Origin of the sequence: Gordonia sp. (in: high G+C Gram-positive bacteria) (assembly GCF_047600385.1) — a bacterium.
Classification (GTDB): domain Bacteria; phylum Actinomycetota; class Actinomycetes; order Mycobacteriales; family Mycobacteriaceae; genus Gordonia.
In genome coordinates, this window is sequence record NZ_JASGKZ010000001.1 from 3847577 (window position 1) to 3874327 (window position 26751).

Below are 26751 nucleotides of genomic sequence, written 5' to 3' on the forward strand. Positions count from 1 at the left end.
TAGTCAATACTCAGGGATAGATTCAACGCCAGTAGCGAGAGTGACTACGTTGTCAGCAGCCGCACCGCATCGACTCCCAGATCCTCCGCCAACCGCTCCACCGTCCGCAGCGTCAGGTTCCGCTCCCCACGCTCAACGCTGCCGAGGTAGGTGCGATGGACGTGGAGCAGCTCGGCGAAGTCCTCCTGCGAGTAGCCACGCTCCAGCCGTATGCGGCGCACGTTGCGCCCCAAGACCCGCTGCAGCTGACCCTCCATGATGAGAGTCCACGTTTCCGTCGTGCTACTTGTAGGTCTACAGACTTATGAGTAGCATTCAGTCACGACCAGGCACTTTGATGAGAACCGAGGGGAGGTGAGCAGGATGATTGGAGGCGGAGACTTCGTCGGTGGAGGTGGCTTCACCGGAGGTGGAGGATTCACTGGCGGTGGCGACTAGCCACTACCCCAGCAAGCTCAGGCTGCCTCGCTGCGCTCGTCGCCGCGGGGCAGTTCTGCGTCGAGCGTCCAGGTGAATGTGAAGCCGGCCTTCGGCAGTAGCCAGCCTGGCGCTTCGGCGGTGATCGTACGACCAGACACAGACCTTGGGCTGCGGAAGACTCTCGTGGGTCGGGACGTCGCTACCGACTCAATGACACCCATGTGTGCGATCGGCGCGTCGGTGTAGTCCATCGTCACCGACATGTTCCTTGCCGGTTGCGGCAGCTCGAAGTAGAGACGGTGCCCCCAAGATAACGTCACGGTACGAAATACCTGCCGCACACGAACAGGCTCGCCACTTCGTGCATGCTCGTCCAGCGTCACGGTGTACGTCTGACCTGACTTGCGGGCACTTCGACGAATTGGCTGTGTAACACCGTCGACTGTGAGCTCCAGCAGTTCGTAGCACTCCCGCGATCCCGCATCCATCCCTGGCCGCGGTGACATAAACCAGGGTGACGTCGCTGGAAGGTCGAGAAGAAGGTCGTTGTACTCTGTCCGGTCTGAGACACATGCGAATCGGCGAACGGTTCCAGCTGGCACTGTCGTGAACTCTGTCTCGACAGTAACGTCCAGCAGAGGAGTACCGTAGGTACTCCTCTCTAAGGCCTTAGAGAGCCGAATCCGAACCTCGACATCGTGCCACCGCTCTGCTGCCCGCACGGCTTGGTCGCGGATATCGCGGTAGATTTCGCGAGCAAACTGCTCGTCGCCGAGACGCAGCGCCATCGAGTTCTCGGCCAGAGCATCGAGTAGGTCGGGGTTGGCGACACGCTTCAGGTCGTCGGGTTTGATGGCGAATCCCTCGACAACCGCGTCGCGCATAGCCGGCGCTTGCTCCTTGATGATCTCCCGAAACTGTTCGACCGTGGCCTCTTCCTGATCCTTGCGGAAGCTGTACTCGAATAGAGTACCGAGCACACCTGCACCGAACAGCGTTCCGCCAAGTTCGCCGAGTGGCAAAATCTGCACCCAGCCCCAAGAGCCCAGATCCAGCGTAGACAACCACCCGTTCAACATCATGAGCAGGACACCAGAGAAGGTGAGTGCCACGGCGAGCAGCGCCGCTTTAGTTTTGCGGAGACGGTGAGCCATAGATGTTGGACTTTTGCGCGTCATACTTATGGTTCAGTATAACAAAATGCAATCATCGTGCATATAATATCGCCAGTTGCGTATTGCACAGAAAGCGAAAAGGAAATAAAATAGAGCTAGATATGAGCGAAGACCAATACACTCAACTACTGAGCCACATAGACAATCAATTTGCCAGCACATTCAAGTACATGGATGGCCGGTTCGCCGACGTACAAAAATCGATCGAGAGTAACGAAACCACTATCGCGGCGCTCGGCGATCGAGTGGGGAGTCTAGAGTCCACGGTAGAGAGCTTGAGCTACAGGGTGGACAGCCTAGACGCAAAAGTGGAAAGTTTAGACACAAAGGTCGACAGGCTAGACGTAAAGGTCGACAATCTGAGCACAAAGGTCGACAGTCTTAAATCTGAGATGAATAAGCGCTTCGACACCGCAGAGCAAGTCCAGAACGAAATTCTCACCGCTATCGACGAACGCTTCAACGAAAGTGACGCTCGCCATGACCACCACGACGAACAGATCAACCAACTCGCCAAACACGCTGGACTCAAGTTCGCGGCGTAACTACGCCAGCAGCGCCATCACCTCAACATCACACCACCTGCCACCGTGCAAATACCGCCGTCGCAGTGTGCCCTCGTGCTGCCAGCCAGCAGCTCGCACCAGCCCGAGTGACGGCGCGTTGTCCGCCATAATCCATCCCTCAACCCGCACCAGGCCGAGGTAGCCGAAGGCGTAGTCAGTCATCTCCTGTAAGGCAATCTGCCCGTACCCACGGCGTCGATCCTCATGTCGCCAGATTCCAATCCCGATCTGCGCCACCCGACACCGCCAGTCGATCCCATGTACCGAGCACTCCCCGACGAGACGGCCGTCCTCCTCGACAAGCACGAAGTTGTAGTCCGGCGCCAGCTCCGGGCCGGCCGTGACGGCAATCTTTCGTCGTAACTCCGCCTCGCTCCGCGGCCGCCAGAACGGCGGGCCGAACTGCGCTAACTCCTGCCAGCCACGGCACGCGTCGACCACCTCCGGGATGTGGTGCTCGGCCAGAGCCTCGATCCGAACTGTCGGTGGTGCGTTCAGGGACATGTCACACCGCTACGTCGAGCCTTCTGCCTGCACATTCATCAAATGCTACTCATAGGTCTGTAGACCTACAAGTAGCACCGCCAGACGCTCATAGGCATGGCAGAAGGCGACCTCCAGAAGGCAGTAGGGCGGAATCTCCGCGCCTACCGCCTGGAGCGTGGCCTGTCTCAGGAGAAGTTCGCCGAGGTACTGGGTGTCCACCGCACGTACATGGGCGGGCTGGAGCGGGGCGAGCGGAATTTAACGCTGCGGAGCGTGGAGCGGATTGCGGAGCGACTAAATCTGGATCCAATAAATCTTTTTCTATAGCCGTACACTAACGCTAAGATCCCCCGATAGAATTTTCCAGATTAATTTAAGATTATCAGAACCACGCCCGAGTTACGACAGAGTCAACAAAACTCGTATTGCCGCCAGACGCAAACTTCACCACCCACGGACTTTTTGACATATCTAGAGAAATTGCAGATCCCGGATTTTTCTCAACACCCTTACCTCTTAATGATAGAATTTCCGACTTGCCCCTTTCAATGAAATCAATTGGAGGAGTAATTAACATTTTCATAACTCCTCCAGTCAGGCATTCCCATGTCGGATTTTCGGAGTTGAATGCAACCTGTGGACTAAAAGGCCAATTGCAAATCTTCTTTCCGCCTTCAGTCTCTATCTCAATACGCCACGGGTAGGAGTTTCCAATTACCGTATCGATAGCATATTTTCCAGTTTCTCCAGTCTTATCAAAATAGAATTCATGCCACTCAACCCTCCTTGGGCTAGAGAACTCAGGAACCCCTTGCGGAGAAACACAGTTAACGACATTCTCTCCGACATCGAAGCAAGGATCCCATATCGCACGCTCGGGAGCGCCAATACAGGTATGGGCGTCATTTCGCGGAGACGACCGAGATGTTCGAGCACACACTAAGTATGAAACCAAAGAAGCACTAGGATCCAAATCGGAAAGTTCAACAAGCCCTGGAGGGTTCACTAGAATAAATTCAGTAGGAGGAAGCGGCTTACTAACATACCACCACCCCAGCCAAACGCAAAGACCAATAGTCAGCAGAGCCGAGATATACGCAATCACCGGCTTTAAAGAAAACGGGTAACGGTGATAATGGACTGAGGAATCATTTATAGTTCCATTGTCGCCGAATATAGATCGAGTCGCGCTTCCGATTGTAATGCTACGAGGGTAATGCGCGCGCCTACTTCGAGCCATTCGCTTCACCAAAGTTCATGACCACATTATCACCAAACGACGACTGCGCTACGTCGCCATGGAATATATACTGATTTTTTGGTCCAGACGACTCCGAAAAGTTTACAGACTCACTGGCAACGTTGACTTTCTCTCGAGTCACCGCATTTTCCTTTTCCTCGGTTGCCGCCAATAGGGAGTTTGCTAGACTTTTGCGAACAACACCATTAACGGAATTTTTAAACCAATCAGGTGTTGAATTTCCAGTTTTGATAAGTATATGACGAGATAGTTGGGCGTGGCGCTGATTTGCATATCCATTCAACGCCAAGTTTGACTTAGCCTCATCATCCATATCAAACATTATTCGAGCAGCCCGACTGTATGATAGTGGCGGATTAGAGCCAGGAATAGCGGTGGATCCACCGTCTAAACTATCTATTGCCTCCCCCAGGAGGGTTGATATACAGGCGATTTGCTTACCTTCAGTACCCCATAGCTCCGGATTCCATAATTCCGCTAGGCTTTCCAGTACTGGAATTGAGATTGGATCGCCTGGGCCATAAATTCGCTCAATTCCGCGTTGGCGCACCTTCTCCAACTCTGCGGCTAGATCCTCAGATACACCTTCCGCCCCTAGTGCATGCATACTAAAACCTCCTTCTGCTATGCAGGTACATACTAGCAGCTTCAGCGTTACGCTCTAGCCAGCTATTGCATGTTCGACTGACTATCGAATCGCACAGTGACTCCATGGCCGAAGATCGAGCCATCGATGTCTCCACGAAATTCATAGTGAGACCCCAGTGCGTCTTTCGCTAATCTGCGAGTCCGTTGATTGTGCACCAATGACTTCCGGTGTGCAATCTCTTCATTTAAGGACATCATCAAATCCTCCGTGAGTAGGCGCAATGATTCGACGCTCATCTCCTTCCTAAACATTGCGCCAGAAACCACCTCCCCGACATATCCTCGCACTTCCTGGTCATTATCAGTAAGCAGTGCCATTAATCTACGTCGAGTGGACTCTGGATTCATACTATAACGGGCAAGCACAGTCTCTGCGATAGCACAACGCTCATCCGAGTCCTCGGACTCTAGCATATCATCTATCAGGTTATCGACTTTCGCTGGATCATCTCCCGCAAGGTTTCGCAGTTCGGACATAAGGCTATTGCGCCAACTCCAGTATTTAGGGTTTTTGCTCGATTCATCCTCGGGATATCTCATTAAATTACGAATACCATCCACCGGATATTTAGCCAGTCCATCGGATATGTCAGGCAAACTCAGGCTTGGAATATGATTGTTGTAAACATCTTTCATTTATGCAGCTCTCAAACTTTATATTATATATAATAACTTATAGCATATTACTGCGCATTTTTCAATACCTTGCCAAGTTCCCGGGGTGATTCCCGGGATGATTATTGAATGGGAACTCGCACGGGAACTCCCTCGGGTTCCACTATCTATCCGACATGCGGATAGGAGACGCTAGGAACCGTCAGCAACCACAGTTAAATAGAAAGACTGAAGACGATGAAGTTTCATGGCGATGACCACACAACCCACTCTGATGTCCTTGAAGCCGAGGCGACGCTCGGATGGAAGATCGCGAGCGCCGATAGGTTTCTACGTAATTGCGCAGAACTAGGGTTCGGAAACGCACTCAATCTTGAGCACGACTACCTCGACGATCCGCCCGCCGAGCCCCAACCCGCCGTTCACGTCGGCGCGTTCTGCGGCCCATAGTCACACTTCCTCGTCCACCCCATAGAGAACGAAACCGAAGGAGACCCCAATGTCCAACCTCCAGCCCCTCCCCCAGCAGTCCATCATCCCGACTGCTCCCGCTGCCGGCGGGCGCCTGGCTCGCCAGACGTCCCGCCAGATCGCCGCCCTCGACGCAGCGACCGAAGTCCGCACCGCTGCCATCCGCGCAGCCGCCGAACTCCAGCAGGAGAAGGTCGACGCCGTCGCCCGCACGGGCGCGTACGGCATGCAGCAGGTCACCCTGGTCAGTCAGGCTGCTCAGCAGCTTGTCCTGGCCGCCCCGGCCGCGTCCGGAGACATCGAGTACCTCAAGACCCTCACGGTTATGAGCGTCGGCCAGATCATCACCGACACCGCCCGGCAGGTGAACAAGTGACCAACCCGGTCATCGGGCTCGTCCTCTTCGCCCTTCTCGTCGGGCTAGCAGCATGGCTGCTGGCTCGGCGAGAGGCGGAGCAGGCCGAAGCCCGCCGCCACGCCGAACGAATCCGGATCCGCCGCGCCCAGTGTGACGCGCAAGCCCGGATCTCTCGGCTCACCACCCAGGCGCTGCACGACATGGCTGCGGCCGCCTCATCCCATGGAGTTCTGTGCCGGTGCACGCACTGCACCGAGAAAGGAGATACGTCACTGTGACGCACACAGACAACACGACCACGACACCCACGCCCGACAATGACCACCAGGGCGACTTCGTCCTCTCCTCCGAAATCCAGCCGGCCCGCCTGCGACTCACCAAGTGGGTTCTGGCCGAAACCACCAAAGCCGAAGAGCGTGTCGGGTTCACCTACGACCCGCAGGAGAATGCACCCTTCGAGCTACGGCGACCTGCTGGCCGCCTTCGACGAGTCCCAGTGGAGCGGCGACCCACTGCCGGTATCGTCGGAGAACTCCGGCTCAGTCATTTTCACCTCGCCCGCGGTGAACTACGCATGGCGGTTCGTCCACGCGGTAGCTCACGTAGAGCGCGAGTGCGACTTCACGGTGTCCGGTGAATACCGCCTGGCGCAGTGGCACCTCGGTGAATTGGCGCGTGCTGGCTACCAGCCCGGCAGCCCCGAATACGACCTGCTCGAGGCAAGCCTACTCAGCTACATTGCCATCCACAGTATGGACGGTCGCCCCCAGCGCGAGCAGGAGCGCTTCGACAGCGAGTGCGACGAATTGGGTATGGAGCAGGCCATCGTGCGGCAAATCGCCAGAGAGGCCTCGTGAGCGACACCTCGGGGCCGGCCAGCATGTTCCACCGCTTCATCCATGGCTGTTTCTGGTTCCTCGGCGCGGTCATCGCCTTGACGCTGGCCGTCGACCTGCTGCGGCTCATTTGGCCGTGGCTGGTCGGCGGGCTCGTCCTCACCGTCGTGGCGGTCGGCGCGTGGCGACTGTGGCAATTCCAGCAACAGAATCGCTACTAATTTTCGCCACCGCTACGCACCGTCGGCTTCAGATATGAGGCGCGTCCGGTCGGTGTTGTAGCTTTCTCAATCCGTATTGAGCTTTGCAAATTTGCATAGTTAAATACATCCACCTCGCTGCATATTTGCAATAAAATCAGCGTGGGAAATTCACCAAGTAATTCAGAAAGGGGTAGATCCATGTCCAAAACCATTCGTTACGGAGATAATTACCAGAAAAAGGATCATCGGGGTGCGGGTCGTCCACGTCGTGCGCGGCGGCTGTCTGCTCGGGCTATTCACCGTGAAGAGGTGGATACTTCCCGTATTGCGCGGGCGGTTATCCAGATCGCGTTGAGCGAGGCTGAGCGTGAGGTCGAGGCTCGTGAGGTCGGCATGTCCGGGCTGCCGGAGGGCGACGAATGAGGTCGGGTTCGGCTGAGGCGAGGGTGCTGGTGTGGCGGGAGATCTTCTGGCCGCCAGCCCTTCGGCCCGACACGGTGCAGGCGCTGCTTCAGAAGTGGGCCAGCGAACCGCGTGGCCCGTTGGTGGCGCTCGAAGCGCGTAGTACGGCTGACGGTGTCCGCTATCTCATCGGGGCGCATAGCGAGGCGCTGCCCGGTGTGGTGCGAGATATCGAGCGGTACGTCAGCGGTGTGGTCGTGACGCGAACGGAAGCCCGCCAGCGTGTTCGTGTCGTGCGGCGGCTGCGCGGGGAAGGCGGCGGCAGTCTCCGCGACGACTCGCGCACCAGTACGCGGGCGATCTTGTCGGCGCTGGCCAACGTCGGCCGGGACGAGGAGGTCATCGTGCAGGTGTTGCTCGGGCTGCGGTTCGCGCCCAAGTTGCCGCCGGGCCGTCTGGCTCGGGTGGATCAACCGATGGTGAGTCGGCTGCTTCACGGTGTCGCCGACGAGAAGCGTGCTGGCGTGGTGCGCGATCTCACGGACAAGCGCCAGCAGCCGACTATGGACACGGTGGTGCGGATCGGGGCGGTGGCAGCGCGCGCCTACCGGCGCCAGAGCCTCATCGAAGGTGTGATGGCGGCCTACCAGACACTCACGACGCCGACGGCTCGACTGACGGTGCAGTCGGAGAAGCCGCAGCAACTCGACATGGCGCGGGCTCGGTGGCGCAGTTTCCACGCTGAACGCCGGACACCTGCCGAGGTCGCTTTGCTGACGGCGTGGCCGCTCGATGACGACGTCACCGGGGCACCGCCGCTGCCGGGGCAGCCACCGGTACATCCGCGACCGTTGGCGCCGGCTGTGGCGACACCGCCTGAGGCGCGGGTCTTCGGTATGACGACGGCGCCGGGGCCGGTGCGGGCGATCGGGATCGCGGAGTTGGATAGCCGTCAACACCTGCGGGTCATCGGGCCCACGGGTGTGGGTAAAAGCAATCTGCTGCGTGCCCTCATTCGTGCCGACCGGGCTGCGGGGCGTCCGGTGATCGTGATCGAGCCGAAGGATCTCGTGGCCGAGGTGTTGGCTGACACGACACCGGAGCAGTGTGCCCGGACGGTGGTGGTCGACGCTGCCGACGCACGGCCTGCGGGGATCAATCCGCTGGCTACCGGCGGCCGGGATCCCGAAGCCTTGGCCAGTCATCTGTTCAGTGTCATCGCCGGACTGTACGACGACCTCGGGCCGCGGAGCAGTCATGTGCTGCGGCACGCGCTCCAAGCGCTGGCCGTGCGCGGCGAAGCCAACCTGACACACGTCCCGATCCTGCTGAACAATCCGGGGGTTCGTCGCACGTTGACGCAGCCGGTCATCGCTCGTGATCCGGTGTCGGCGGCGCCGTTCTGGCAGTGGTTCGACGGTTTGTCGCCGGAGATGGCTACGCAGGTCACCGGCCCACTCATGAACAAACTCGACCCGCTCCTGTCCCCGACACTGCGGGGCGTGCTCGGGCAGACGCGGCCGCGGGTCAGTCTCCGGCAGGTCATCGACGAGGGACTGACGCTGCTCGTACCGCTACAGGTCGGGCGACTCGGCGCGGAGAACGCTCGGCTCCTCGGTGCGGTCATTCTGGCTGAAGTCTGGCAGGCCATCCGTGAACAGGTCAGCGTGCCCGCCGACCAGCGGCCCACGGTGGCGGTGTATCTCGATGAGTTCCAAGACGTCATCGGGGGCTTCGGCGACGACCTCGTCGGCGCACTGACGCAGGCCCGGTCACTCGGCGGCGCCTTCCACCTCGCACACCAGCACAACGACCAGTTGCCGAAGTCGGTGCGGAGTGCGGTCGAGGCGAACTGTCGCAGCACGATCGCGTTCCAGCTCGGTCACTCCGACGCCACCGGCTTCGCTCGTACCGACGGGCGGCTGAGTGCCGAGGACTTCACCGGTCTGCCGCGCTTCCACTTCTACGCCCAACTCCTGACCCGGGGCGCGGTGCAGCCGTTCGTCTCCGGCGTCACGACGGCACCGATGGCCGCGATCAGTGATCCAGCGGAGGTGCTGGCGGTCTCCCGCCAGACCTACGGTGTCGACCGAGAGTCCATCGACGCCGAGTTCGTCGCCCTGATGGGGTCGCCGGCTGCCCAGACCGGCGGCGACATCGGCGGTAGTCGTCGGAGGCGGTCGTCATGAACGGGGGTCACCACCACGATCCGGGGCGTCCAATCGGGCGTCCGACCGCTTCCGGAAACGATGGAGCAAACACGGTGGTCAACGGTGAATCCGGGCGGATACGGGTAACGAAAGACGGTGTCCCGTCTTCTTCCCCGGCGCGGATCTCCGGTCGCCGGCTGGAAACGATCGCCGCACGTCTGGGCGAACGGGACCGGACGGTGTTGGGACTGGTCGACCGACTCCGGTTCGCAGCCGCCACGACGCTCCATGTGTTGGCCGACGACGCAAGACAAGCCCCGAGTCCCAGTGAGCGATCGACGCGCCGGACAGTCGGCAAGCTGACCAAGCTCGGGCTCGTGACACCGCTGCCTCGACGGGTGGGTGGACTGCGCTCCGGGAGCAGCGGGTTGGTCGTCCATCTGACGAATGCGGGTGATCGGCTGCTTCGTCAGTGGCACGGCCGCACCGAACGTCGCCGCTACAGCGAGCCGTCCACGCGCTTCGTGCAGCACTGTCTGGACATCGGCGACGCCCTCGTCCGACTCACGACCGGACTGCCCGCATACGGCGTGACGCTCGTGTGCTGGCAGGCCGAACCGGCGTCATGGCGACGACACCAACGTGCTGCGTCGCTGGCCACGCTCAAACCGGACCTGTACGTCGAAGTCGCTCGCGGTGAGGACGTGTGGGGCTACTTCGTCGAGATCGACCGGGGTAGCGAGTCCATCCCGACCGTCCTGCGCCAGATGGCAGCCTACGAGGACTACCGGCGCACAGGGGTCGAGCAGGAACGGTACGGCGCGTTCCCGCCAGTGGTCGTGGCCTTGTATCCGGGTATGCGTACCGCGCCAGCGGTTCGTGCCGAACAACTCGCCGCCGCGCTGAGGCGGGATCGCCAGATTCCCGCGCAACTCGTCCACGTCACCGACGCCGAAGGCCTGACTGCCACGGTTGCCGGCCTCTGCGACCCTGCCGAGGAGGTGCAGCCATGAACGCCGCGACCGCCACGGACGATGTGCCACGACGGGTCATCCGCCACGGTGACGCCCTCGACGAACTGCGCCGGCTACCGGGTGGCGTGGTCGACCAGATCGTGACCTCGCCGCCGTACTACCGGCTACGGGACTACGACGTCGACGGACAGATCGGCGCGGAGAGTTCTATCGAAGGCTGGGTTGCCGACATGCTGGCCATCGCGGACGAAGCCACCCGCGTCCTCGTCCCGACCGGCACGTATTGGCTCAATGTCGGCGACACCTTCGCCACCGCCAAGAAGGATGGCGCGCCTCGTAAGAGTCTGCTGCTCGGGCCCGAACGACTCGCGCTGGCGATGGTCGACCGGGGTTGGATCCTGCGTTCGAAAGTCGTCTGGCATAAGCCGAATCCGACTCCGAGCAGTGTCCGCGACCGACTCACCAGCAGCTGGGAATACATCTACATCTTCGCCCGAGCACCGAGGTACTACTTCGACCTCGACAGTATTCGCCAGCCACTCAAACAACCGGCGAGCACTCCACGTAAGAGCCCTGTTGACCTGCGAGGACATGAATCTTGGCGCGGTAGCCACAGCAGTCCGGCCGACGGGTTGGCGCGTATGCACCAGCGCGGGATCAGCGGCCATCCGCTCGGCAAGAACCCCGGTGACCTCTGGACTCTGGCCGCCAGCCGAGGACACGGCGACCACCACGCCACGTTCCCGCTGCGGTTGGCCTCCCGCATGGTCGTAACAGGTTGCCCCGAACGACGCTGCGCCCGTTGCCGTGCACCGCATGTACGGCCAGTCGAGCGGCTCGGCGAAACCGCCACCCGGTTGGCGCTCACGCCGACCTGCGAGTGCCGCGTCGCCAGCGAACCCGGGTTGGTCTGCGATCCGTTCATGGGCTCGGGCACCACCGCGGTGGCCGCCAAAACCCTCGGCCGGGACTGGTACGGGATCGAACTCAATCCCGACTTCGCCGACGCCGCCCGCCACCGCGTCGCCACAGCCTCACCACCGTGACCCCGCACCCGGCTGCCGGTTTCGGTCGCCTCATCGGTGGCCTGCGGTCAGGAATCCCCAAGGCGCGTCGAACCACGACGCACCGTTCCTGATCGCACCACACCGAGGAGGAGCCATGTCGGCACCGAACTCCAGCGGGGGTATCAAAACCCTCGCCATCCGCTTGGACCCGGCCACCCACGGCCAGCTGACCATGATCGCGTCGCTCCGCGACACCACGATCACCGACGAGATCAAGAAAGCGCTGACGGCCCACATCGAGGCCGCCCGCACTGCCGACGATCTGGCTGCCCGTGCCAACCAAGCAGCCGCCGAGATCGAACAGGAAGCCGCCGCCCGCAAGGCAGCACTGGCCAGCCTGTTCGACCCGACGCCGCCTGCCAAACCGGCCGCCAAGCGCGGAACCCGAGGATCGAGCACATAGCTCTCCGTCCTCACCGCGGGCAGGGATGAGCAGCGAGTTCCCCTCGCCGCTCTCCCTGTCCCGCACATCCCACCAACAACAACGAACCCGGAAGGAGGAATCACCCATGAAGAAACACCACGACACCCACCCCGAGCCAGCCGAGCCCGAACGAGAACCGCAGCCGCTACGACCACGGATCTACGTCGCCTCACTGGCCGACTACAACAACGGACGACTCCACGGCCGCTGGATCGACGCCACCACCGACACCGAAACCGTCTCCAGCGAGATCGCCGCCATACTCGCCACATCACCAGAACCCGACGCCGAAGAGTTCGCCATCCACGACTACGACGAATTCGGCTCACTACGCCTCGACGAATACGAACAGATCGACGACGTCGTGACCACCGCGAAACTCATCGCCGAACACGGCGAGGCCTACGCCACCTACACCCAGCACGTCGGGATCGACGAGGCGAGCGAAGAAGACTTCACCAACCGCTACGCAGGCAACTACCCGAGTATCGAAGCCTTCATCGACGCATTCCATCACCGACTGGGGATGGGACGACGAACTAGAAAAACTCCAGACAACATCATCCATAGGAAGCCACCTGGCCATCGACCGCCAGTCGCTCATCGAACTGGTGAAAATCGAGTGGGAGACAGTCGAACGCGGAGACGGCACGATCGACATTTTCACCCCTTAAAGATGTTGTTATTAAATGAAATATCGTTGCATATTTGCACGAATTCGCGGAAAATAGAGAAAGAAAGGAACGGAAAATAATGGACAAATCCGTAATCGTCGAAGTAGGCCAAGTCATACGGAACTATCGCATGAAGCTCGGCATATCTGCCTCGGAAGTCTCCCGACGAGCCGCCGTCTCCCCGACAACGGTCACCCGACTCGAAGCCGGCGAACATAGCCCATCCGTAGACAAGCTCAGCGCCATCGCGAGTGTCGTCGGCGCACCCATGACAGAAGTGCTGGCTGCCGCCGACATGATCGAGTCCGACGACCTGCCCGCACTGACCCCGTACCTACGCACCAAATACAAGCACCTTCCACCGAAAGCACAGCGAGAAATAGCTGCACACTTCGCCAAAGTCGCTAAAGACTACGGCATTACCGAGTCCAGCGGGCCACGCCCCGGAGAGGACGAATAGTTCGAATATATCCACGACAACGAAAGGAGACGTCACCATGAACACCCATCAACCACAACCAAGCACTCTGGCACGTCTCCGGTCGTGCATTCCCGGACACAACCAAGTCACGTGGCCCGAAGCACTCCGGATCGCCGAACTCCACGCCAACCGACTCCTAGAACTCAACAACGTCACCACCGGACCGACACCAGTCGAGATCATCACGACACTGCCGAAGATCAGCGTGCGCTACGTCGACCAGCCCGTCGCCGGAGCCAGCTTCTGGGATCCCCGCAGCCGACGATGGGTCATCCACGTCAACCGCTATGACAGCCGAGTCCGTAAGCGCTTCACGATCGCCCACGAGTACAAGCACATCATTGACCACGGCGCCACAGACCGCCTGTACCCCGACTCACGCCGAGCAGTCAACCAGCGCGAAGCCGCCGCCGACTACTTCGCCGCCTGCCTCCTCATGCCACGACGACTCGTCAAACAAGCGTGGGGCCGCGGAATCCAACGCATTCCCGACCTCGCTGCACACTTCCAAGTATCTGAGCAAGCGATGAAGTACCGAGTGGATCAGATAGGACTGGTCGACCGGGACTACGAACCTGTACGTCGGTGCGTGCCGCCGCGAGAAGCGTCTGCGTGGAACCGAGCACCGATGCCCGCTGGAGCACGCTCATGACGGCCGTGCTCACCCCAGACAAACTCGCACACGCCCAGAAGCTCATCGCGGAGCTGGCGATCACGCTCGCTGCTGAACAGCCCTTCACGACGGAGCCTGCTACTGCTACGACCGAACTCCTCACGATCGAGGACGTCATGCGCAGGCTGAACGTCAGTCGGTGGTCGGTCTACCGACTCCTCAACGACAACCAGATCGCCTCCGTGAAAATCGGAGCGCGCCGCCTCGTCGCCGTATCGGAGCTGCACCGTTTCATCCGCGAGTCACAGCGACACGGAGGCTCGCGATGAGCCGGCGCACCAATGGCGAAGGGACGATCTACAAGCGCAAGGACGGACGCTACTCGGGCTCGACCTACCTTACGACCGCCACTGGCCGGAGACGTCGCGTCTATGTGTACGGCAAGACTCGCCAGGAGGCGCACGACGCCTTGGTGAAACTCCTGAACCACGCCTCAGCCGGCCTGCCCGTCGCAGACCGCGCGTGGAGCGTCGGCGAGTACCTCGACTACTGGATGGCCAACGTCGCGTCAGTCGGCGAGACCGCCCTCCGCCCCAAGACCCTCGAAGGCTACGAGTCGACGATCCGCCTCCATCTACGTCCGTACATCGGGGCGATCCCGCTCAGCCGACTCAGCGTCAGCACCCTGCAGCGAACCTTCAACGAGCAGATCGCCAGCGGTAAGACCCTCAACACCGTGCGAAACGCCCGCAAGGTACTCAGCGCCGCACTCACCAACGCCATGCGAGAAGAGATCGTCACAAGGAACGTCGCACGCCTCGTCAAGCTCCGCGCTGGCAAGCGGTCGGAGATCGTGCCTTGGACAGCCGACGAAGTCACTCGGTTCCTCGACGAAGCCAAGGACGATCCGCTGTATCCCGCGTTTTATCTCCTAACCCTGTATGGCCTACGTCGAGGAGAAGTGCTCGGACTGCGCTGGCAGGACATCGACTGGCAAGGTAACCACATACACGTCAGGCAGCAATTGCAGCAGATCAAGAACGAACTCCAGATTGGAGATATCAAGACCGACGCGGGCGAACGATCAATCCCACTCATACCCGCAGCGAAAGATACCCTCTCCCAGCACAGAGACACCAAGAAAACCGCCCACGAAGACAATCCGCCAGAGATGGGCGACTTGGTGTTCTTGAGTTCAACAGGAACACCAATCTGGCCACGAAACTTCGCCCGAAGATTCCATGCAATCCGCGAACGCGCCGGACTGCGAAGAATCAAGTTGCACCATGTGCGCCACTCCACGGCCACGCTACTCAAAAACCTCGGAGTAGCTGATCGAGACATCCAACTAATTCTGGGTCATGCCCACATCACGACAACACAACAGATCTACCAGCACGGAGATTCAGAAGGGCAGCGCGAAGCGCTCGACAGGATTGCACAGCAACTATCTGGAGGTGACAGCACGCGTAGCTGTCAAACGCTGCTGTCAAACTCAAAAACCAGCATTGAAACTCCAACGCTACAAAAACAAAACCACCCCACTCAACAGAGAAGGGATGGCTTGAAATTCTATGGAGGGCCAGGAGGGGCTCGAACCCTCGACACCCTGCTTAAGAGGAGCCCCGGGGACGGAATAAACTCACGCTTCACCTCTGTTGTCAACCAACTACGCAGCCACGCTTACATGCAAATACTTGGCTACGTTGCTGTCAGGTTAGCTGTCACCGAATCACTACCCGCTCGCTACATATAGCACACCCGATCCACCCAAGGAGCTACGTCATGACACAGGCAGTCATCTACCTTCGCGTGTCCACCAAAGACCAAGCACAGAAAGGAGGCGAAGCCGAGGGATTCTCCATCCCAGCGCAGCGTAACGCATGCGTTCGAAGAGCCGAAGCACTTGACGCAGAAGTTATCGCTGAGTTCATCGACGCAGGCGAATCCGCTCGCTCCGCCGACCGTCCGAAGCTTCAGGAAATGCTGCGCTACCTCAAGGAGAACTCGGTCGACTACGTCATCGTCCACAAGGTCGACCGACTCGCACGCAACCGAGCCGACGACGTAGCGATCCACATGGCAATCCAGAGTGGTGGAGCAAAGCTCGTCTCAGCCTCGGAGAACATCGACGAGACCGCCTCCGGCATGCTGCTCCACGGCATTATGAGCTCGATCGCCGAGTTCTACTCGCAGAACCTCGCCACCGAAGTCATCAAGGGCATGGAGCAAAAAGCCCGCACCGGCGGCACGCCGGGACGAGCCCCACTCGGCTACCGCAACGTCAGCGTCATCAACGACGAAGGCAAAAGCGTCAAGACCGTCGACATCGACCCCGAACGCGGGCCGCACATCGCTTGGGCGTTCGAGCAGTACGCCACCGGAGACTGGACACTTAGTCGACTCGCAGCCGCCCTCGAAGACCGCGGCCTCACCTCACGCCCGACCCGCAATCGTCCCGGCGGCCCCATCAAGATCAACTCCCTCCAACAGATCCTGCGCACGCCGTACTACAAGGGCGAAGTCACCTACCGTGGCGTGAACTACCCCGGTCGCCATGAACCGCTTGTCGACCCACAAGTCTGGGAACGAGTGCAGGACGTCCTCGGCGAGCACGCCAGCGGAGAGAAGCAACGCGACCACCCGCACTACCTCAAGTCCTCCGTCTTCTGCGGCCGCTGCGGCAGCCGCCTCGTCATCACGATGGCAAAGAATCGCTACGGCACCGTCTACCCGTACTTCATGTGCGTCGGCCGCCACCAGAAGCGCACAGACTGCCGCCAGAAGGCCATGCTCATCGAAGTCGTCGAGGGCATGGTCGAAGACCTCTACCAATCCATCCAGCTCACCGCCGAACAACGCGCCTCCGTCGAGGAGTTCGTTGTCAAGGAACTTGCCACCCTGCAGGCCGAGGCCAAGCGCGAACGCCAGCACCTAGCCACGCAACGGAATCGCCTCACTACGGAGCGCACGCAGCTACTGAGAGCCCACTACGCCGGCGCTGTGCCGCTCGAACTCCTCAAGGACGAGCAGGAACGTATCTCCCGGCAGCTTGCCGCAGTCGAGAGCAAGATCACAGCCACTGTTTCGTCCGTCGACGCACTCGAAGCCAACCTCCAGCTCACGCTCAAGTACGCCGAGAACTGCCACTACGGCTACCTCGCCGCCCAGCCACACATCCGCCGACTCTTCAATCAGGCGTTCTTCGAACGGATCGAGATCAGCGACGACGAGGCTACCGGTGTCCTCAATGAACCGTTCAACGCCCTGAAGACGATCGTCTCCACGGCGTCGCGCCTCCACGTCCCGACGGATCCCGCGACCCGGACGCCGGATCCTGAACCGGGAAACGGCCCTGACCTCGGAGAAAAAGACAAACCCACGCGCGATGGCGTGGGTTTGAATGAACTACCTATGGTGCCCCCCGTAGGATTCGAACCTACGACCTTCTGCTCCGGAGGCAGACGCTCTATCCCCTGAGCTAGGGGGGCTCACCGGGACGAATGAAAGACTAGCGCACCACGGTGCCACACCCCAAAACGGGGTCCGGTTCGGCACGTCGTCGCAGGTCGGCGAGGTTCCTTCCGAGTCGGTGCGGCTACACCGTGACGACCGTCGCGTCGGGCACCCCGGCGAACCGGGCCGGGGTGCACGTCAACACGATGATCTGTGCGTCGTCGGCCGCGCTGCCCAGCACCCGGGCCATGGCGGAGAGCCGCTCCGGGTCGGTGTAGCCGAGGGTGTCGTCGAGGATCACCGGGACGCCGTCGTTCTGGTCGACGATCATCGCGCACGCCAGCCGGGCGATCAGGCCGAGCTGTTCGCGAGCACCTCCGGAGAGCTGTTTCACGTCCACGGCGACGCCGTCGAGGATGCGCCTGGCGATGGTGAAGTCGTCGGACACCTCGAAGCGCACCGACTCCCCGAACACCGGCTCGGCCAGTTCCTCGAGTCGACGCGTGAAGGGTTCGACATAGCGCGACCTGCTCTCGGTGCGTTTCGCGCACAGCGTGTCGTAGAGGAGCCGGGCGCCGGCCGCACGCTCCCGGACCCGGTCCAGATCCGCCTGTGCGGCGCGTTCGGCGTCCTCGGCCGCGGCCAGGCGATCCATCCGGTCCTCTTCGCGGCACTGCTCCAGGATCGTCCGCAGTCGCGTCCGTCGTTCCTGCAGTTCGGCCAGCCGCACCCGGTTCCGGTCGAGATTCTTCTCGGCCTCGTCGCACGCCGCCCGCAGCGCGGGCAGGTCCTGCCCCTCCGCCTCCCGACGGCATGCGACGACGATGTCGATCGCCCGCACGAGATCGTTCTGCGCGGTGACCAGCGCGCCGCGCAGCGCATCGTCGCTGTTCTTCGATCGTTGCTCCGACAGCGCCGCCCGCCCGGCTTTGACCGCCGCACGCGCACGCTCGGCCGCCACGGTGCCGGCCTCGGCGCGCGCCCGGCACCGATCGGCGACACCGCGCCGCTCGGCCAGTTCCGTTCCGGCGCGCGCGACCACCACCGTCTGTTCGCGTTCAGCGGATCGCAGTTCGGCCACGGACCGCAGATCCTCCGGGTCGGCGACGTCCGGCAGCGCCGCCGCGAGCGCATCGCGCTCGGCGCGCAGTCCGTCCTCGGCGGCATCGCCGAGGATGCGGCGTCGTGCGTCGTCGATCGCCTTCAGGGCTTGTTCCCCCGCGCTTCGGGCGTCGGCCCGGACCGGGATCCGGTCGAGCGACTCCACACCGCACCGAGCGAGGAGGTCGCTCTCCTCCGCCCGGAGACCCTCCAGTCGCGCCGCGAGAGCCTGCGCGTCCGCGGGGCCGCGCACCACCACGCGCACCCCGGGCGCCTCGACCACCGTCTCGCCGACCGCGGTGAACACCGTGGGCTCGGTGATCGAGTCCCCGTCCACCACGACCTCGGCGGCGCCGGTCCGGGTGACCTCGACGGTCGCCGCGATCGCGTCCACCTGCGCCTGGACCTGCACCATCTCGTCGCGCAACCGGCGAGCCGCGGCGACGTGCTCCGCCGACACCGGATTCGACTCGACCTCCGCGGCCACCTGCTCCCGCTGCCGGGAGAGGGTGTGCGCCTCGTCCAGCGCGGCGTCGATGGCGGCGATCCGCGCCCTGTTCCGCCCCGCCTGCTCCGCGGCCTCGGCCGCGGCCAGCTCCCGCTGGATCCGCGTGAGATCCTCTTGGGCCTCCGTCAGCGCGTGCTCGAGCTTCCGGCATTCGGCGTCGGCGGTCTCGGCCTGATCGAGCTGATCACGCACCACGGCCTCGTCGGCCGTGGCCTGCTCGACGAGCCTGGCCACCCGCTTCTCGGCGGTCTCACGCTCGGCCAGGTCTCGTTCACGCAGTTCCACGGTGACTCCGCACCCGCGCGCCCGCTCCTGCGCCTGCGCCAGCTGCGCCGTGGCCTTCTCGGCCTCGGCGACCCGTGTACCGGCCTCGGCGAACGCCGCCTCCGCCAGCGACACCCGACCGACCGTGTCCCGGTGCTCCTGCTCGACCTCGGGCAGAGCCGCGGTGGCCTCCTCCGCGCTCTGCATTTGCTCGACGAGGTCGGCGACGTCCGCCTGCGCCGACTGCAGGGCCTTCTCCGCCTCGGCCAGCTCCCCGGCCGTCCGACCGGTCTTGAGCGTGTAGTACCGCAGGTATTCGGAGGTCGCGGCCTCGATCAGGGCCTGCGCCTCCGCGTCGCCGTCCGCATCGTCGTCGGCCCCGGCCCGAGACGGCGCAGCCACCCGGTCCAGGGCTCGCGCCAGCGCCGAGGAGTCGGTCAACGTCCCCAGATCCGGCGCCTCGGTCTGCACGACGCGCAGCGCCTGGAAGAGCGCGTCGTCGAGCGAGTCGTTCATGATGGCGACGACGCGGTCGTGCGCCTCCCGCCCGGTCAGCTGCTCATGCACGGGCTCGGAGACGGTCAGCGTGGTGGCGGCCCGCCGGTTGAAACGCTTGAAGTAGGTGAACCGGTAGGGACCGCAGCTGACGTCGGCGGTCACCTCGGAGCCGACATCGCGCCCCGAGGGCTGAATCGCCTTCACCTCGGCGCTCTTGGAGTCCGCACGCGTCCGCAGAAGCAGGTGGAAGGCGTCCATCATCGACGACTTGCCCGCCTCGTTCGGCCCCTCCACCACGGTGACACCGGTCTCGGCGAAACAGATCTCGCGATCGTCGATGCCCCGGAAGTCCTTGACCGACAGACGGTGGAGTCTCATCGTCGTACCTCCTGACGCTCACCGGTGCCGGCCAGCCGGAACAGCAGCGTCAACGCGCTGCGTGCGGCGGCCGCGGCGGCGGGATCGTCGGAGGCCGCCCGTTCGACGAGCTCGTCCGCGGCCTGTGCCGCGTATCCGCGGAGACCGAGTTCGGAGACGTCCGACGGGTCGGCGATCACCGTGAGATCGTGCTTCCGGCGCCGAGATGCGCAGGGCGGCGAAACGATCGGCGTACTCCTCCATCAGGTCGTCGAACGCCGCGTCCTCCGCGAGACCGAACGTGCCGATCAGGGCGAGCTTGACGACGGTGCGGGCCTTGTCCGGCAGCTCCGCGAGGCGTTCGCGCAGCGTATCGAGGTCTTCGGGGCCGGCGACGTCGTGCTCGATGCCCGAGGAAGGACCACGCCCCCACCCGGTGCGGGATCACCTCGACACTCGTCTCCGGTCCGCGGCGCAGAGACACCTGGAGCACCTGCCCGGAGTCCTTCTCCCGGTGGTCGAAATCGGTCACCTCGGGCGCCCCGGAGTACCAGATCCGGTCGGAGTCGCCGAGGCTGGTCACCGAGTGGCGGTCGCCGAGCGCGATGTAGTCGACCAGACCGTCGTCGACGGCCGAGCGCAGGCCCGCCTCGGCGACGATCGCCGCGTCGTCGTTGGGGCTGAGCGTGTCGACGCCGCCGTGACCGACGACGATCCGGATTTCGTCGGACGGTTCGAGACGACCGAGTTGCGCGGCGATCAGGTCGCCGTCCGGACGTTTGCTGGTCCACGGTGCGGCGACGAGGACGATGCCTTCGCGCACCTGGAACATCCCCGCGTGGTCGAGCACGTGGACGTTCTCCGGGCACGAACTCCGGAACACGGTGCTGCGGTAGACGCTGGTCGCATTGAGGGGGTCGTGGTTGCCGGGCAGCAGGTAGACCGGCACCGGGTAGTCCGCGAGCGCATCCAGGGTGCGCCGGATGATCCGGGACGAGACGCGGGGATCGTCGAACACGTCACCGCACACCACCACGAACTCCGCGCCGGTCGACTCGGCCAGCCGACCGATCTCGACGACGGCCTCCTGCCGGGCCGCGTCGTACGTCGCCTGCGCCTCACCGGGGAGGAAATGCCGGGTCATGCCCAACTGCCAGTCCGCGGTGTGCAGGAAGACGACCTCCCGCTGCGGTGCCGGCTTCTTCGCCTTCTTGGACCGCTCCCCTCGAGCCGGAGTGCCCGCCCGGTCGGCCTCCGGCAGGTCGAACAGCGGTACCGTCATCCCGGCCACCTCATCCCCTCGATCGTTTCATCCAGACGATGGTATGGCAGGGCACCGACAGAACCGTCTCAGGCCGCACCTCCGCGACCACGGCTCGAACGGCTCGGGCTCACCCGGACACGTCGGCGGCAGACCTCACGACGGGGTTCGGCCGGGGACGGCGGTCACCCCACCGAGAGCCTCAACTTCGGACGTGGTCGCTTCGACTGCGTCGCTGCGGGCGGATCCGCATCAGTGGTGGAGTCGTCACTCTTGTCCTTGCTGGGCGGAGTGTCGTTCCTGTCTCCACCAGGGAGGATGCGGCCCCCGCCGCCGAGCTTCGGAATCTTGACCCCGCCACCGAGCTTGGGCGTGTGCCTCCCGCCGTCACCGGGTGTGCGAGCGCTGTCCTCCCCTTCCTCGGAATCACTGGAATCGCTCCCCGGGCCCCCGGACGGCGGAGTCTTACGCGGAGATGTTCTCTCGAACGGGGTCTTCGGCCGAGGATCGTCTTCGGGCTTGTCCGAACCGGCCTCCGTATCCTCTGCCGACTCCTCCGTATCCTCTTTCACGACGCCGCGCTTGAGAGCAGAAACATTCTTCGTGGCCCCAGTCTTCTCCTTATTGACCGGCCACAGTGTCACGGCACCGTGCTCGCCAACCTTCGCCTTCATCAGCGAGGTGTCTGTGCCGCTGCGCGCCTGACCGGATGCCGAGGTGCCAGAGACGGACGTGAGCGTCTGCAGGATGTTCCCCAACTGACCGAGCAGCTGCAGCATGGGGCCCACCTGCCCCTTCGGGAGATTGCCCTGCAAGAGGCCGTTCGTGCTCCAGCCGTCGACCGTGTAGAGGTCGAAGATGTTGAACTTGGAGAAGTCGACCGACGGAATGATCTGCGAGATGTCGGTCGGGAGGCCGAAAGCGACCTTCGGCATGCTGAGGTAGTTGACGAACGGCGACGGCGTCCCCAACCCCGGAATGAGGCCGCCCGTCCCGTGGACCGCGGCGGTCTCGGGGAACAACTGCACGCTGGATCCGAGCCAGTTCACGGTGATCGGCGCTCCGCCCGGCAGTGCTTCGAACCCGTAGCTGCTGGTGAGGGCGGCCAGATAGTCCGGGCCGTTGACGCTGACTCGAGCGAAGTCCTTGAGCAGATAGATCGGCTGACCGGTCAGCGCGTTCCCTACCACCGGCAGCAGTGACATGGGGTCGACGAGGTAGTTGAGCACCGACAGCGGATTGGTGAGACCGAGCTGGACCTCGCCGGTCGGTTTGTTGTAGCGGCCGTCGATCAGCGCCGCGACGTTGACGCACGTACCCGCGGAGCCGGAATTGGCGTACGCGAAACCGCCGAGACAGAAGACCTGATCCGCGGGCAGGTCCGCGCGCGTCACCTCGCCCTGCGTCACGGTCTCGATCAGTTCGCCCAAGGTCGGGACGTCGAGGAGGTCACCGATCCCCGGCAACCCCAGACCATCGAGGAGACCGTCGTCGATCAGACCGCCGAGCACGTCGTCGACCCCGAGGTTCCAGATGTCGTCGAAGATCTTCGTGATCCCGTCGGTGGCGAGTGCGACACCGAGGATCGAGATCGCCGTCGCGCTGGTTCCCTCGCCGATCGGCACCGCGACCGCGGCGCCCGGCAGGATGGCGATGGCCAGTTCGTGGCCGGGCGCGAGGCCCAGTTCGTTCAGGATGCGGACGACGATCTGATCGACCACCGCGTCCCCCAGCGACGCACCGGGCAACGCGCTGTTGACGATCGCACGGATCTGGTCCAGCAGATAGTTCGGCCCCAGTGCCACCCCGCCGAGGTGACCGCCGCTCTTGATCCCGAGCGCGTCGACAGCCTGGTCCTGCCCCGCGGTGGCCCAGGTGTGAAGCGCGGCCGCCGCGTCCTTCAACTCGTTCGACGCCGCCGCGTTCGCCGCACCCGGCCCGAGCGCCAGGCTCGCGGTCACGGCGGCGGCCGCGGTGACCACCGTCGCCCCTGTCGCACCCTTGCGGACCGCCGTTTTCGAGATGTTGAAGGTGTGCCCGGATCGGGTGACCTGCCGGGTTCGTCGTGAGGTGTGCTTGCCCATGGCGAGGACGCTTCCTGTGCGATGGCCCGCTGACCCCCACCCCACTGTCACGGACCGGATTCCAATGGATGCGCCCAGGCTAACGTGACCGCAGTCCGCTACGGGAGAGAATCAGGAAACTTCTCTTGTCTTTTTCTCAGCGGGTGTGTCGCAGCCTCTCAGGGATCGTGTCGCAGCCTCTCAGGGATCGTGTCGCAGCCTCTCAGGGATCGTGTCGCGGCTTCTCAGAGAGCGTGTCGCGGCTCGTCTTCCAGGTCGCGGCCCGTCGATGGAACGCGACACGGAACAGGAGCCGCGACACGCGGACCCGACCCAGCGATCCCGGCCCCACGCCCCCCAATCCCCCAGCCCCGCCCCGGGCTCACGGTCCCCGCATCGGGAACCCGGAACCGGTCGAGACACCGCCCCGCTACGAGTCCGACGACTTCACACCCGCCGCCCCCGTCTGATGCCCCGGCCGCACCAGGAACAGCGTCGCCGCCGCGCCGAGCAGCAGCGCGACGGCGCCCAGAAACAGCGACTGCCCCATCGCGGTGGCGAAACCGTCGCGCAACGGCTCGGGCAACCGCGTCACGTGCTGGCCCTCGTGCCGTTCCATGCTCATGCCGGGCAGTTCCACGGCCAGGCGCGTCATCATCAGCGAACCGATGGCCGCGGTGCCGACCACCGAGCCGATCACACGGGTCGTGTTGTACACGCCCGACCCGGCGCCGGCCACATGCCAGGGCAGGTTCCGCGTCGCGGTCGCAGCCAGCGGCGACCAGATCCCCGCGCTGGAGACACCCATCAGGAACGTCGGGATCAGCAGGAGCCAGACCGGGGTCTCGGGCTTCATCAGCCACGCCGACAGGCTCAGTGCGACGGCGTAGCCGAACAGCGCGGCCGCGACGATGTTGCGCGGATGCACCTTGTCGACCAGTCGACCGATGACCGGCGCGAGCACCCCGGTGAGCACCGCCATCGGCACCAGCATCAGGGCCGAACGCGTCGGCGTCATCCCGCCGACGAACTGCAGGAAGAACATGAGCGGGATCATCGTGCCGGAGACGGCGAAACCCATCGAGGCGATCCCGGCGTTGGCGATGGAGAAGTTGCGGTCGCGGAACAGGCTGAGCGGCACCAGCGGCTCCCCGCGCATCCGCGCCTCCCACAGCATGAACAGCCCCATCGTCAGCAGTCCGCCGGCGATCAGCAGCCACACCCACACGGCCCAGTCGTACGTCTGCCCCTCCTGGATGCCGAACACGAGCGCGGTGAGTCCGATCGCCGAGAGCACCACGCCGACCCAGTCGAAGCGGTGGTCGTTGGTCTCCACGGTGGGCACCAGCACCGCGGCCAGCACCAGGCCGATCAGGCCCACCGGGAGGTTGATGAAGAAGATCCACTCCCAGCCGAACGCGTCGGTCAGGACGCCGCCGAGGAGCGGGCCCACCAGGGTGGCCACGCCGGCGACGGTCCCCCACACGCCCATGGCGGCGCCGCGTCGTTCCGGCGGGAAGATCCGGGTGATCAGCGCCATCGTCTGCGGGGTGATCAGCGCGGCGCCGACACCCTGCAGCGCCCGGGCGGCGATCAGCTCACCGATCGACGACGACAGCCCGCACCACACGCTCGCGGCCGTGAACACGACCAGTCCGACCTGGTAGACGGTCTTCGGCCCGAACTTGTCGCCCAGCCGGCCGGCGATCAGCAGCGGCACCGCATAGGTCAGCAGATACGCGCTGGAGACCCAGACGATCCCGCTGACGCTCGCCTCGAGCGCCTCCATGATCTGCGGCTGCGCGACGGCGACGATCGACATGTCCACCAGGATCATGAAGAAACCCACGCAGAGCGCCAGCAGAGCGGCCCAGGGCCGGTCGGTGACCGGCGTGAACCGCCGAGAAGCAGGAACGGTCATATCGGGTGGACCCCTTTCGGACGGTGAGATCCCGCGACACTAACACCGCCCTAGGACACCTCGATCACCCCTGGACGACCTTGTCCGCAATCGCCCGGAATGCCGACATCGCCTCTTCCATGTGGTTTTCGGCGTCGGCGTCTTCACTGTTCTTGGCGATCACGATGCCCTTCGCCGGCCACACGTAGACGAACTGCCCCAGGATGCCGATCGCGGTGTAGTCCCCGCGGTCGCCCTCGCCGATCCACCACTGGTAGCCGTAGCCGTACCGCGATCCGCCGCCCGGATACAGCTTCCCCGGCGCCACCTGGCCGCTCTGCGGCGTCGTCGCCCGGCGGACCCACTCGGCCGGGATCACCTGTCTCCCGCGCACCTCGCCGCCGTTCGCGAACAGCTCGCCGAAGCGGGCGAAGTCGCGGGTCGTGGCGTGGTACGACGCGTAGGCGATCGGCGAACCGTGGTAGTCCTCCCCGACCGCCGCCGACGACGCCATCCCGGCCGGGTGCCAGATCTTCTGCTGCACGTACGACGGCAGCGACCGGCCGGTCACCGAGGTCACCAGCCAGCCGAGGACGAAGGTGTCCATCGACGCGTAGTTGAACGCGGTCCCGGACCTGCGCACCCTCTTCGACTGTCTCGCCTGGTTCTTCAGCGGCTCGCCGGCCACCATGCGGATCGTCGTGCCGGTGGCCCCGGCGGTCACGTTCGCGTAGTCGGACTCGTCGTAGTCCTGGCCCGAGGACATCTGCAGGATGTGCTCGATCGGCACGCCGTCGTATCCGGAGCCCTTCAGTTCGGGGACGTACTCGGTGATCGGGTCGTCGAGCGAGTCGATCCTGCCCTCCGAGAACGCGAGACCGACCGCGGTGGAGGTGATCGACTTGCCCACCGACCACGAGTTGAACCTGCTGCCGGACGTGTACCCGGCCCAGTACTTCTCGGCCACCATCCGGCCGTCGTGCAGCACCACCAGTCCGCGGGTGGACGTGCGCTCCAGGAAGTCGGCGACCGTCGTGCGTCTGCCCGCGTAGGTGTAGGACGCGTCGATGTCGCCGTGCACCGCCCGCGGCAGTCCCAGCGGGTTCGACGACGGTGTCATCGTCTGCGACCCGTAGAACACGATGTGCGGGGCCACCGGGAGCGGCCGGGCCGGTTCGGCCGACGCCGGGGCGGCCGCCGTCGTCGTGAGGACCGCCGCGACGGCCGTCGCGACCAGCGCCCGTCTCCCCGGAGCCGGGCGGCGCCGCATCGAACGCCGAACAGTGGATGCCATGGTCGATTCTCCTTCGTCGGCGCCGGTGGTCGCCGATGTTCCCGCACCGGTCGCCGATGGATCCCATCGACGGCTCCAACGATGATCCTCGAACGATACATAACTGAATCCGATTCGTTAACGTTTCGAAAAATCGGAGACGGACCCCGCCCCGGCGGACCCCGATCCACTCGGCGCACACCACTCCGCCCCCGCGACGTGACCGAAGTCTTAGGCTGGTCAGCG

At 63.5% G+C, this 26751-nt stretch carries 29 protein-coding genes, 1 tRNA gene and 1 pseudogene; 17 read left to right on the forward strand and 14 right to left on the reverse strand.

Annotation, left to right across the window (positions count from 1 at the left end; genetic code table 11):
- Window positions 1-44: 44 nt before the first annotated feature.
- Window positions 45-257 carry a helix-turn-helix domain-containing protein gene (locus tag QM809_RS17275; protein ID WP_415046915.1) on the reverse strand — a complete coding sequence of 71 codons (213 nt, stop codon included), beginning with the start codon at window positions 255-257 and terminating at the stop codon, window positions 45-47.
- 198 nt (window positions 258-455) lie between these two features.
- A complete protein-coding gene (locus QM809_RS17280) occupies window positions 456-1574 on the reverse strand; it encodes a hypothetical protein (RefSeq protein WP_415046916.1) in 1119 nt (372 codons plus the stop codon).
- 122 nt (window positions 1575-1696) lie between these two features.
- Here QM809_RS17280 and QM809_RS17285 point away from each other — a divergent pair, with 122 nt between their 5' ends.
- A complete protein-coding gene (locus QM809_RS17285; RefSeq protein WP_415046917.1) occupies window positions 1697-2140 on the forward strand; it encodes a hypothetical protein in 444 nt (147 codons plus the stop codon).
- Here the strand turns inward: QM809_RS17285 and QM809_RS17290 are convergent, their stop codons facing one another.
- Window positions 2141-2665 (reverse strand): GNAT family N-acetyltransferase, encoded by a 525-nt coding sequence (locus tag QM809_RS17290; RefSeq protein WP_415046918.1) that lies wholly within the window; start codon window positions 2663-2665, stop codon window positions 2141-2143.
- 96 nt (window positions 2666-2761) lie between these two features.
- Here QM809_RS17290 and QM809_RS17295 point away from each other — a divergent pair, with 96 nt between their 5' ends.
- A complete protein-coding gene (locus QM809_RS17295; RefSeq protein WP_415046919.1) occupies window positions 2762-2974 on the forward strand; it encodes a helix-turn-helix domain-containing protein in 213 nt (70 codons plus the stop codon).
- 55 nt (window positions 2975-3029) lie between these two features.
- On the opposite strand, the gene QM809_RS17300 is transcribed toward QM809_RS17295, so the two are convergent.
- The 3 genes from QM809_RS17300 to QM809_RS17310 form a co-directional block, all read right to left on the reverse strand.
- Entirely contained in the window at window positions 3030-3752 is a 723-nt protein-coding gene (locus tag QM809_RS17300; RefSeq protein ID WP_415046920.1) for a hypothetical protein, read from the reverse strand.
- A gap of 121 nt (window positions 3753-3873) precedes the next feature.
- Window positions 3874-4515, reverse strand: a complete 642-nt coding sequence (locus QM809_RS17305; protein ID WP_415046921.1) for a hypothetical protein — start codon at window positions 4513-4515, stop codon at window positions 3874-3876.
- A gap of 62 nt (window positions 4516-4577) precedes the next feature.
- Window positions 4578-5192 (reverse strand): hypothetical protein, encoded by a 615-nt coding sequence (locus QM809_RS17310; RefSeq protein WP_415046922.1) that lies wholly within the window; start codon window positions 5190-5192, stop codon window positions 4578-4580.
- A 478-nt stretch (window positions 5193-5670) separates the two neighbouring features.
- Between QM809_RS17310 and QM809_RS17315 the strand changes: the two genes are divergently transcribed.
- From QM809_RS17315 to QM809_RS17385, 15 genes and pseudogenes are all read left to right on the forward strand, one after another.
- Window positions 5671-6018: a hypothetical protein gene (locus QM809_RS17315; RefSeq protein ID WP_415046923.1), complete on the forward strand. Its 348-nt coding sequence runs from the start codon at window positions 5671-5673 to the stop codon at window positions 6016-6018.
- On the forward strand, window positions 6015-6278 hold the full coding sequence (locus QM809_RS17320) for a hypothetical protein (RefSeq protein WP_415046924.1): 264 nt from the start codon (window positions 6015-6017) through the stop codon (window positions 6276-6278). Before QM809_RS17315 ends, QM809_RS17320 begins: the two co-directional genes overlap by 4 nt.
- Before the next feature lie 168 nt (window positions 6279-6446).
- Entirely contained in the window at window positions 6447-6857 is a 411-nt protein-coding gene (locus tag QM809_RS17325; protein WP_415046925.1) for a hypothetical protein, read from the forward strand.
- On the forward strand, window positions 6854-7057 hold the full coding sequence (locus QM809_RS17330; protein ID WP_415046926.1) for a hypothetical protein: 204 nt from the start codon (window positions 6854-6856) through the stop codon (window positions 7055-7057). Before QM809_RS17325 ends, QM809_RS17330 begins: the two co-directional genes overlap by 4 nt.
- 180 nt (window positions 7058-7237) lie before the next feature.
- A complete protein-coding gene (locus QM809_RS17335) occupies window positions 7238-7462 on the forward strand; it encodes a hypothetical protein (protein WP_415046927.1) in 225 nt (74 codons plus the stop codon).
- A 23-nt stretch (window positions 7463-7485) separates the two neighbouring features.
- Window positions 7486-9630 (forward strand): type IV secretory system conjugative DNA transfer family protein, encoded by a 2145-nt coding sequence (locus tag QM809_RS17340; protein WP_415046928.1) that lies wholly within the window; start codon window positions 7486-7488, stop codon window positions 9628-9630.
- A 74-nt stretch (window positions 9631-9704) separates the two neighbouring features.
- Window positions 9705-10604 (forward strand): replication-relaxation family protein, encoded by a 900-nt coding sequence (locus QM809_RS17345; protein ID WP_415046929.1) that lies wholly within the window; start codon window positions 9705-9707, stop codon window positions 10602-10604.
- Window positions 10601-11611, forward strand: a complete 1011-nt coding sequence (locus tag QM809_RS17350) for a DNA-methyltransferase (protein WP_415046930.1) — start codon at window positions 10601-10603, stop codon at window positions 11609-11611. Before QM809_RS17345 ends, QM809_RS17350 begins: the two co-directional genes overlap by 4 nt.
- A 115-nt stretch (window positions 11612-11726) precedes the next feature.
- On the forward strand, window positions 11727-12035 hold the full coding sequence (locus tag QM809_RS17355; RefSeq protein ID WP_415046931.1) for a hypothetical protein: 309 nt from the start codon (window positions 11727-11729) through the stop codon (window positions 12033-12035).
- Between the two features lie 106 nt (window positions 12036-12141).
- Window positions 12142-12810, forward strand: coding sequence for an antirestriction protein ArdA (locus QM809_RS17360; protein WP_415046932.1), 669 nt, complete (start codon window positions 12142-12144; stop codon window positions 12808-12810).
- Window positions 12810-13190, forward strand: a complete 381-nt coding sequence (locus tag QM809_RS17365; protein WP_415046933.1) for a helix-turn-helix domain-containing protein — start codon at window positions 12810-12812, stop codon at window positions 13188-13190. Before QM809_RS17360 ends, QM809_RS17365 begins: the two co-directional genes overlap by 1 nt.
- Before the next feature lie 37 nt (window positions 13191-13227).
- Window positions 13228-13863 (forward strand): ImmA/IrrE family metallo-endopeptidase, encoded by a 636-nt coding sequence (locus QM809_RS17370; RefSeq protein ID WP_415046934.1) that lies wholly within the window; start codon window positions 13228-13230, stop codon window positions 13861-13863.
- A complete protein-coding gene (locus QM809_RS17375) occupies window positions 13860-14153 on the forward strand; it encodes a helix-turn-helix domain-containing protein (protein ID WP_415046935.1) in 294 nt (97 codons plus the stop codon). The genes QM809_RS17370 and QM809_RS17375 overlap by 4 nt, the downstream gene beginning before the upstream one ends.
- Window positions 14150-15580, forward strand: a complete 1431-nt coding sequence (locus QM809_RS17380; protein ID WP_415046936.1) for a tyrosine-type recombinase/integrase — start codon at window positions 14150-14152, stop codon at window positions 15578-15580. The genes QM809_RS17375 and QM809_RS17380 overlap by 4 nt, the downstream gene beginning before the upstream one ends.
- A 29-nt stretch (window positions 15581-15609) precedes the next feature.
- Window positions 15610-16593: pseudogene (locus tag QM809_RS17385) on the forward strand (recombinase family protein); the annotation flags it as partial.
- A 207-nt stretch (window positions 16594-16800) separates the two neighbouring features.
- Here the strand turns inward: QM809_RS17385 and QM809_RS17390 are convergent.
- The 8 genes from QM809_RS17390 to QM809_RS17425 form a co-directional block, all read right to left on the reverse strand.
- Entirely contained in the window at window positions 16801-17127 is a 327-nt protein-coding gene (locus tag QM809_RS17390) for a hypothetical protein (RefSeq protein WP_415046937.1), read from the reverse strand.
- Window positions 17128-17239: 112 nt separating this feature from the next.
- A tRNA-Arg gene (locus tag QM809_RS17395) sits at window positions 17240-17315 on the reverse strand.
- A 107-nt stretch (window positions 17316-17422) separates the two neighbouring features.
- Window positions 17423-20029: an AAA family ATPase gene (locus QM809_RS17400; RefSeq protein ID WP_415046938.1), complete on the reverse strand. Its 2607-nt coding sequence runs from the start codon at window positions 20027-20029 to the stop codon at window positions 17423-17425.
- Entirely contained in the window at window positions 20026-20208 is a 183-nt protein-coding gene (locus QM809_RS17405) for a hypothetical protein (protein WP_415046939.1), read from the reverse strand. Before QM809_RS17405 ends, QM809_RS17400 begins: the two co-directional genes overlap by 4 nt.
- Window positions 20205-21290, reverse strand: coding sequence for a metallophosphoesterase family protein (locus QM809_RS17410; protein ID WP_415046940.1), 1086 nt, complete (start codon window positions 21288-21290; stop codon window positions 20205-20207). The genes QM809_RS17405 and QM809_RS17410 overlap by 4 nt, the downstream gene beginning before the upstream one ends.
- Window positions 21291-21454: 164 nt before the next feature.
- A complete protein-coding gene (locus tag QM809_RS17415; protein WP_415046941.1) occupies window positions 21455-23353 on the reverse strand; it encodes a hypothetical protein in 1899 nt (632 codons plus the stop codon).
- A gap of 409 nt (window positions 23354-23762) precedes the next feature.
- Window positions 23763-25253: a DHA2 family efflux MFS transporter permease subunit gene (locus QM809_RS17420; RefSeq protein WP_415046942.1), complete on the reverse strand. Its 1491-nt coding sequence runs from the start codon at window positions 25251-25253 to the stop codon at window positions 23763-23765.
- Between the two features lie 64 nt (window positions 25254-25317).
- Window positions 25318-26526: a serine hydrolase domain-containing protein gene (locus QM809_RS17425; RefSeq protein WP_415046943.1), complete on the reverse strand. Its 1209-nt coding sequence runs from the start codon at window positions 26524-26526 to the stop codon at window positions 25318-25320.
- Window positions 26527-26751 lie beyond the last annotated feature (225 nt).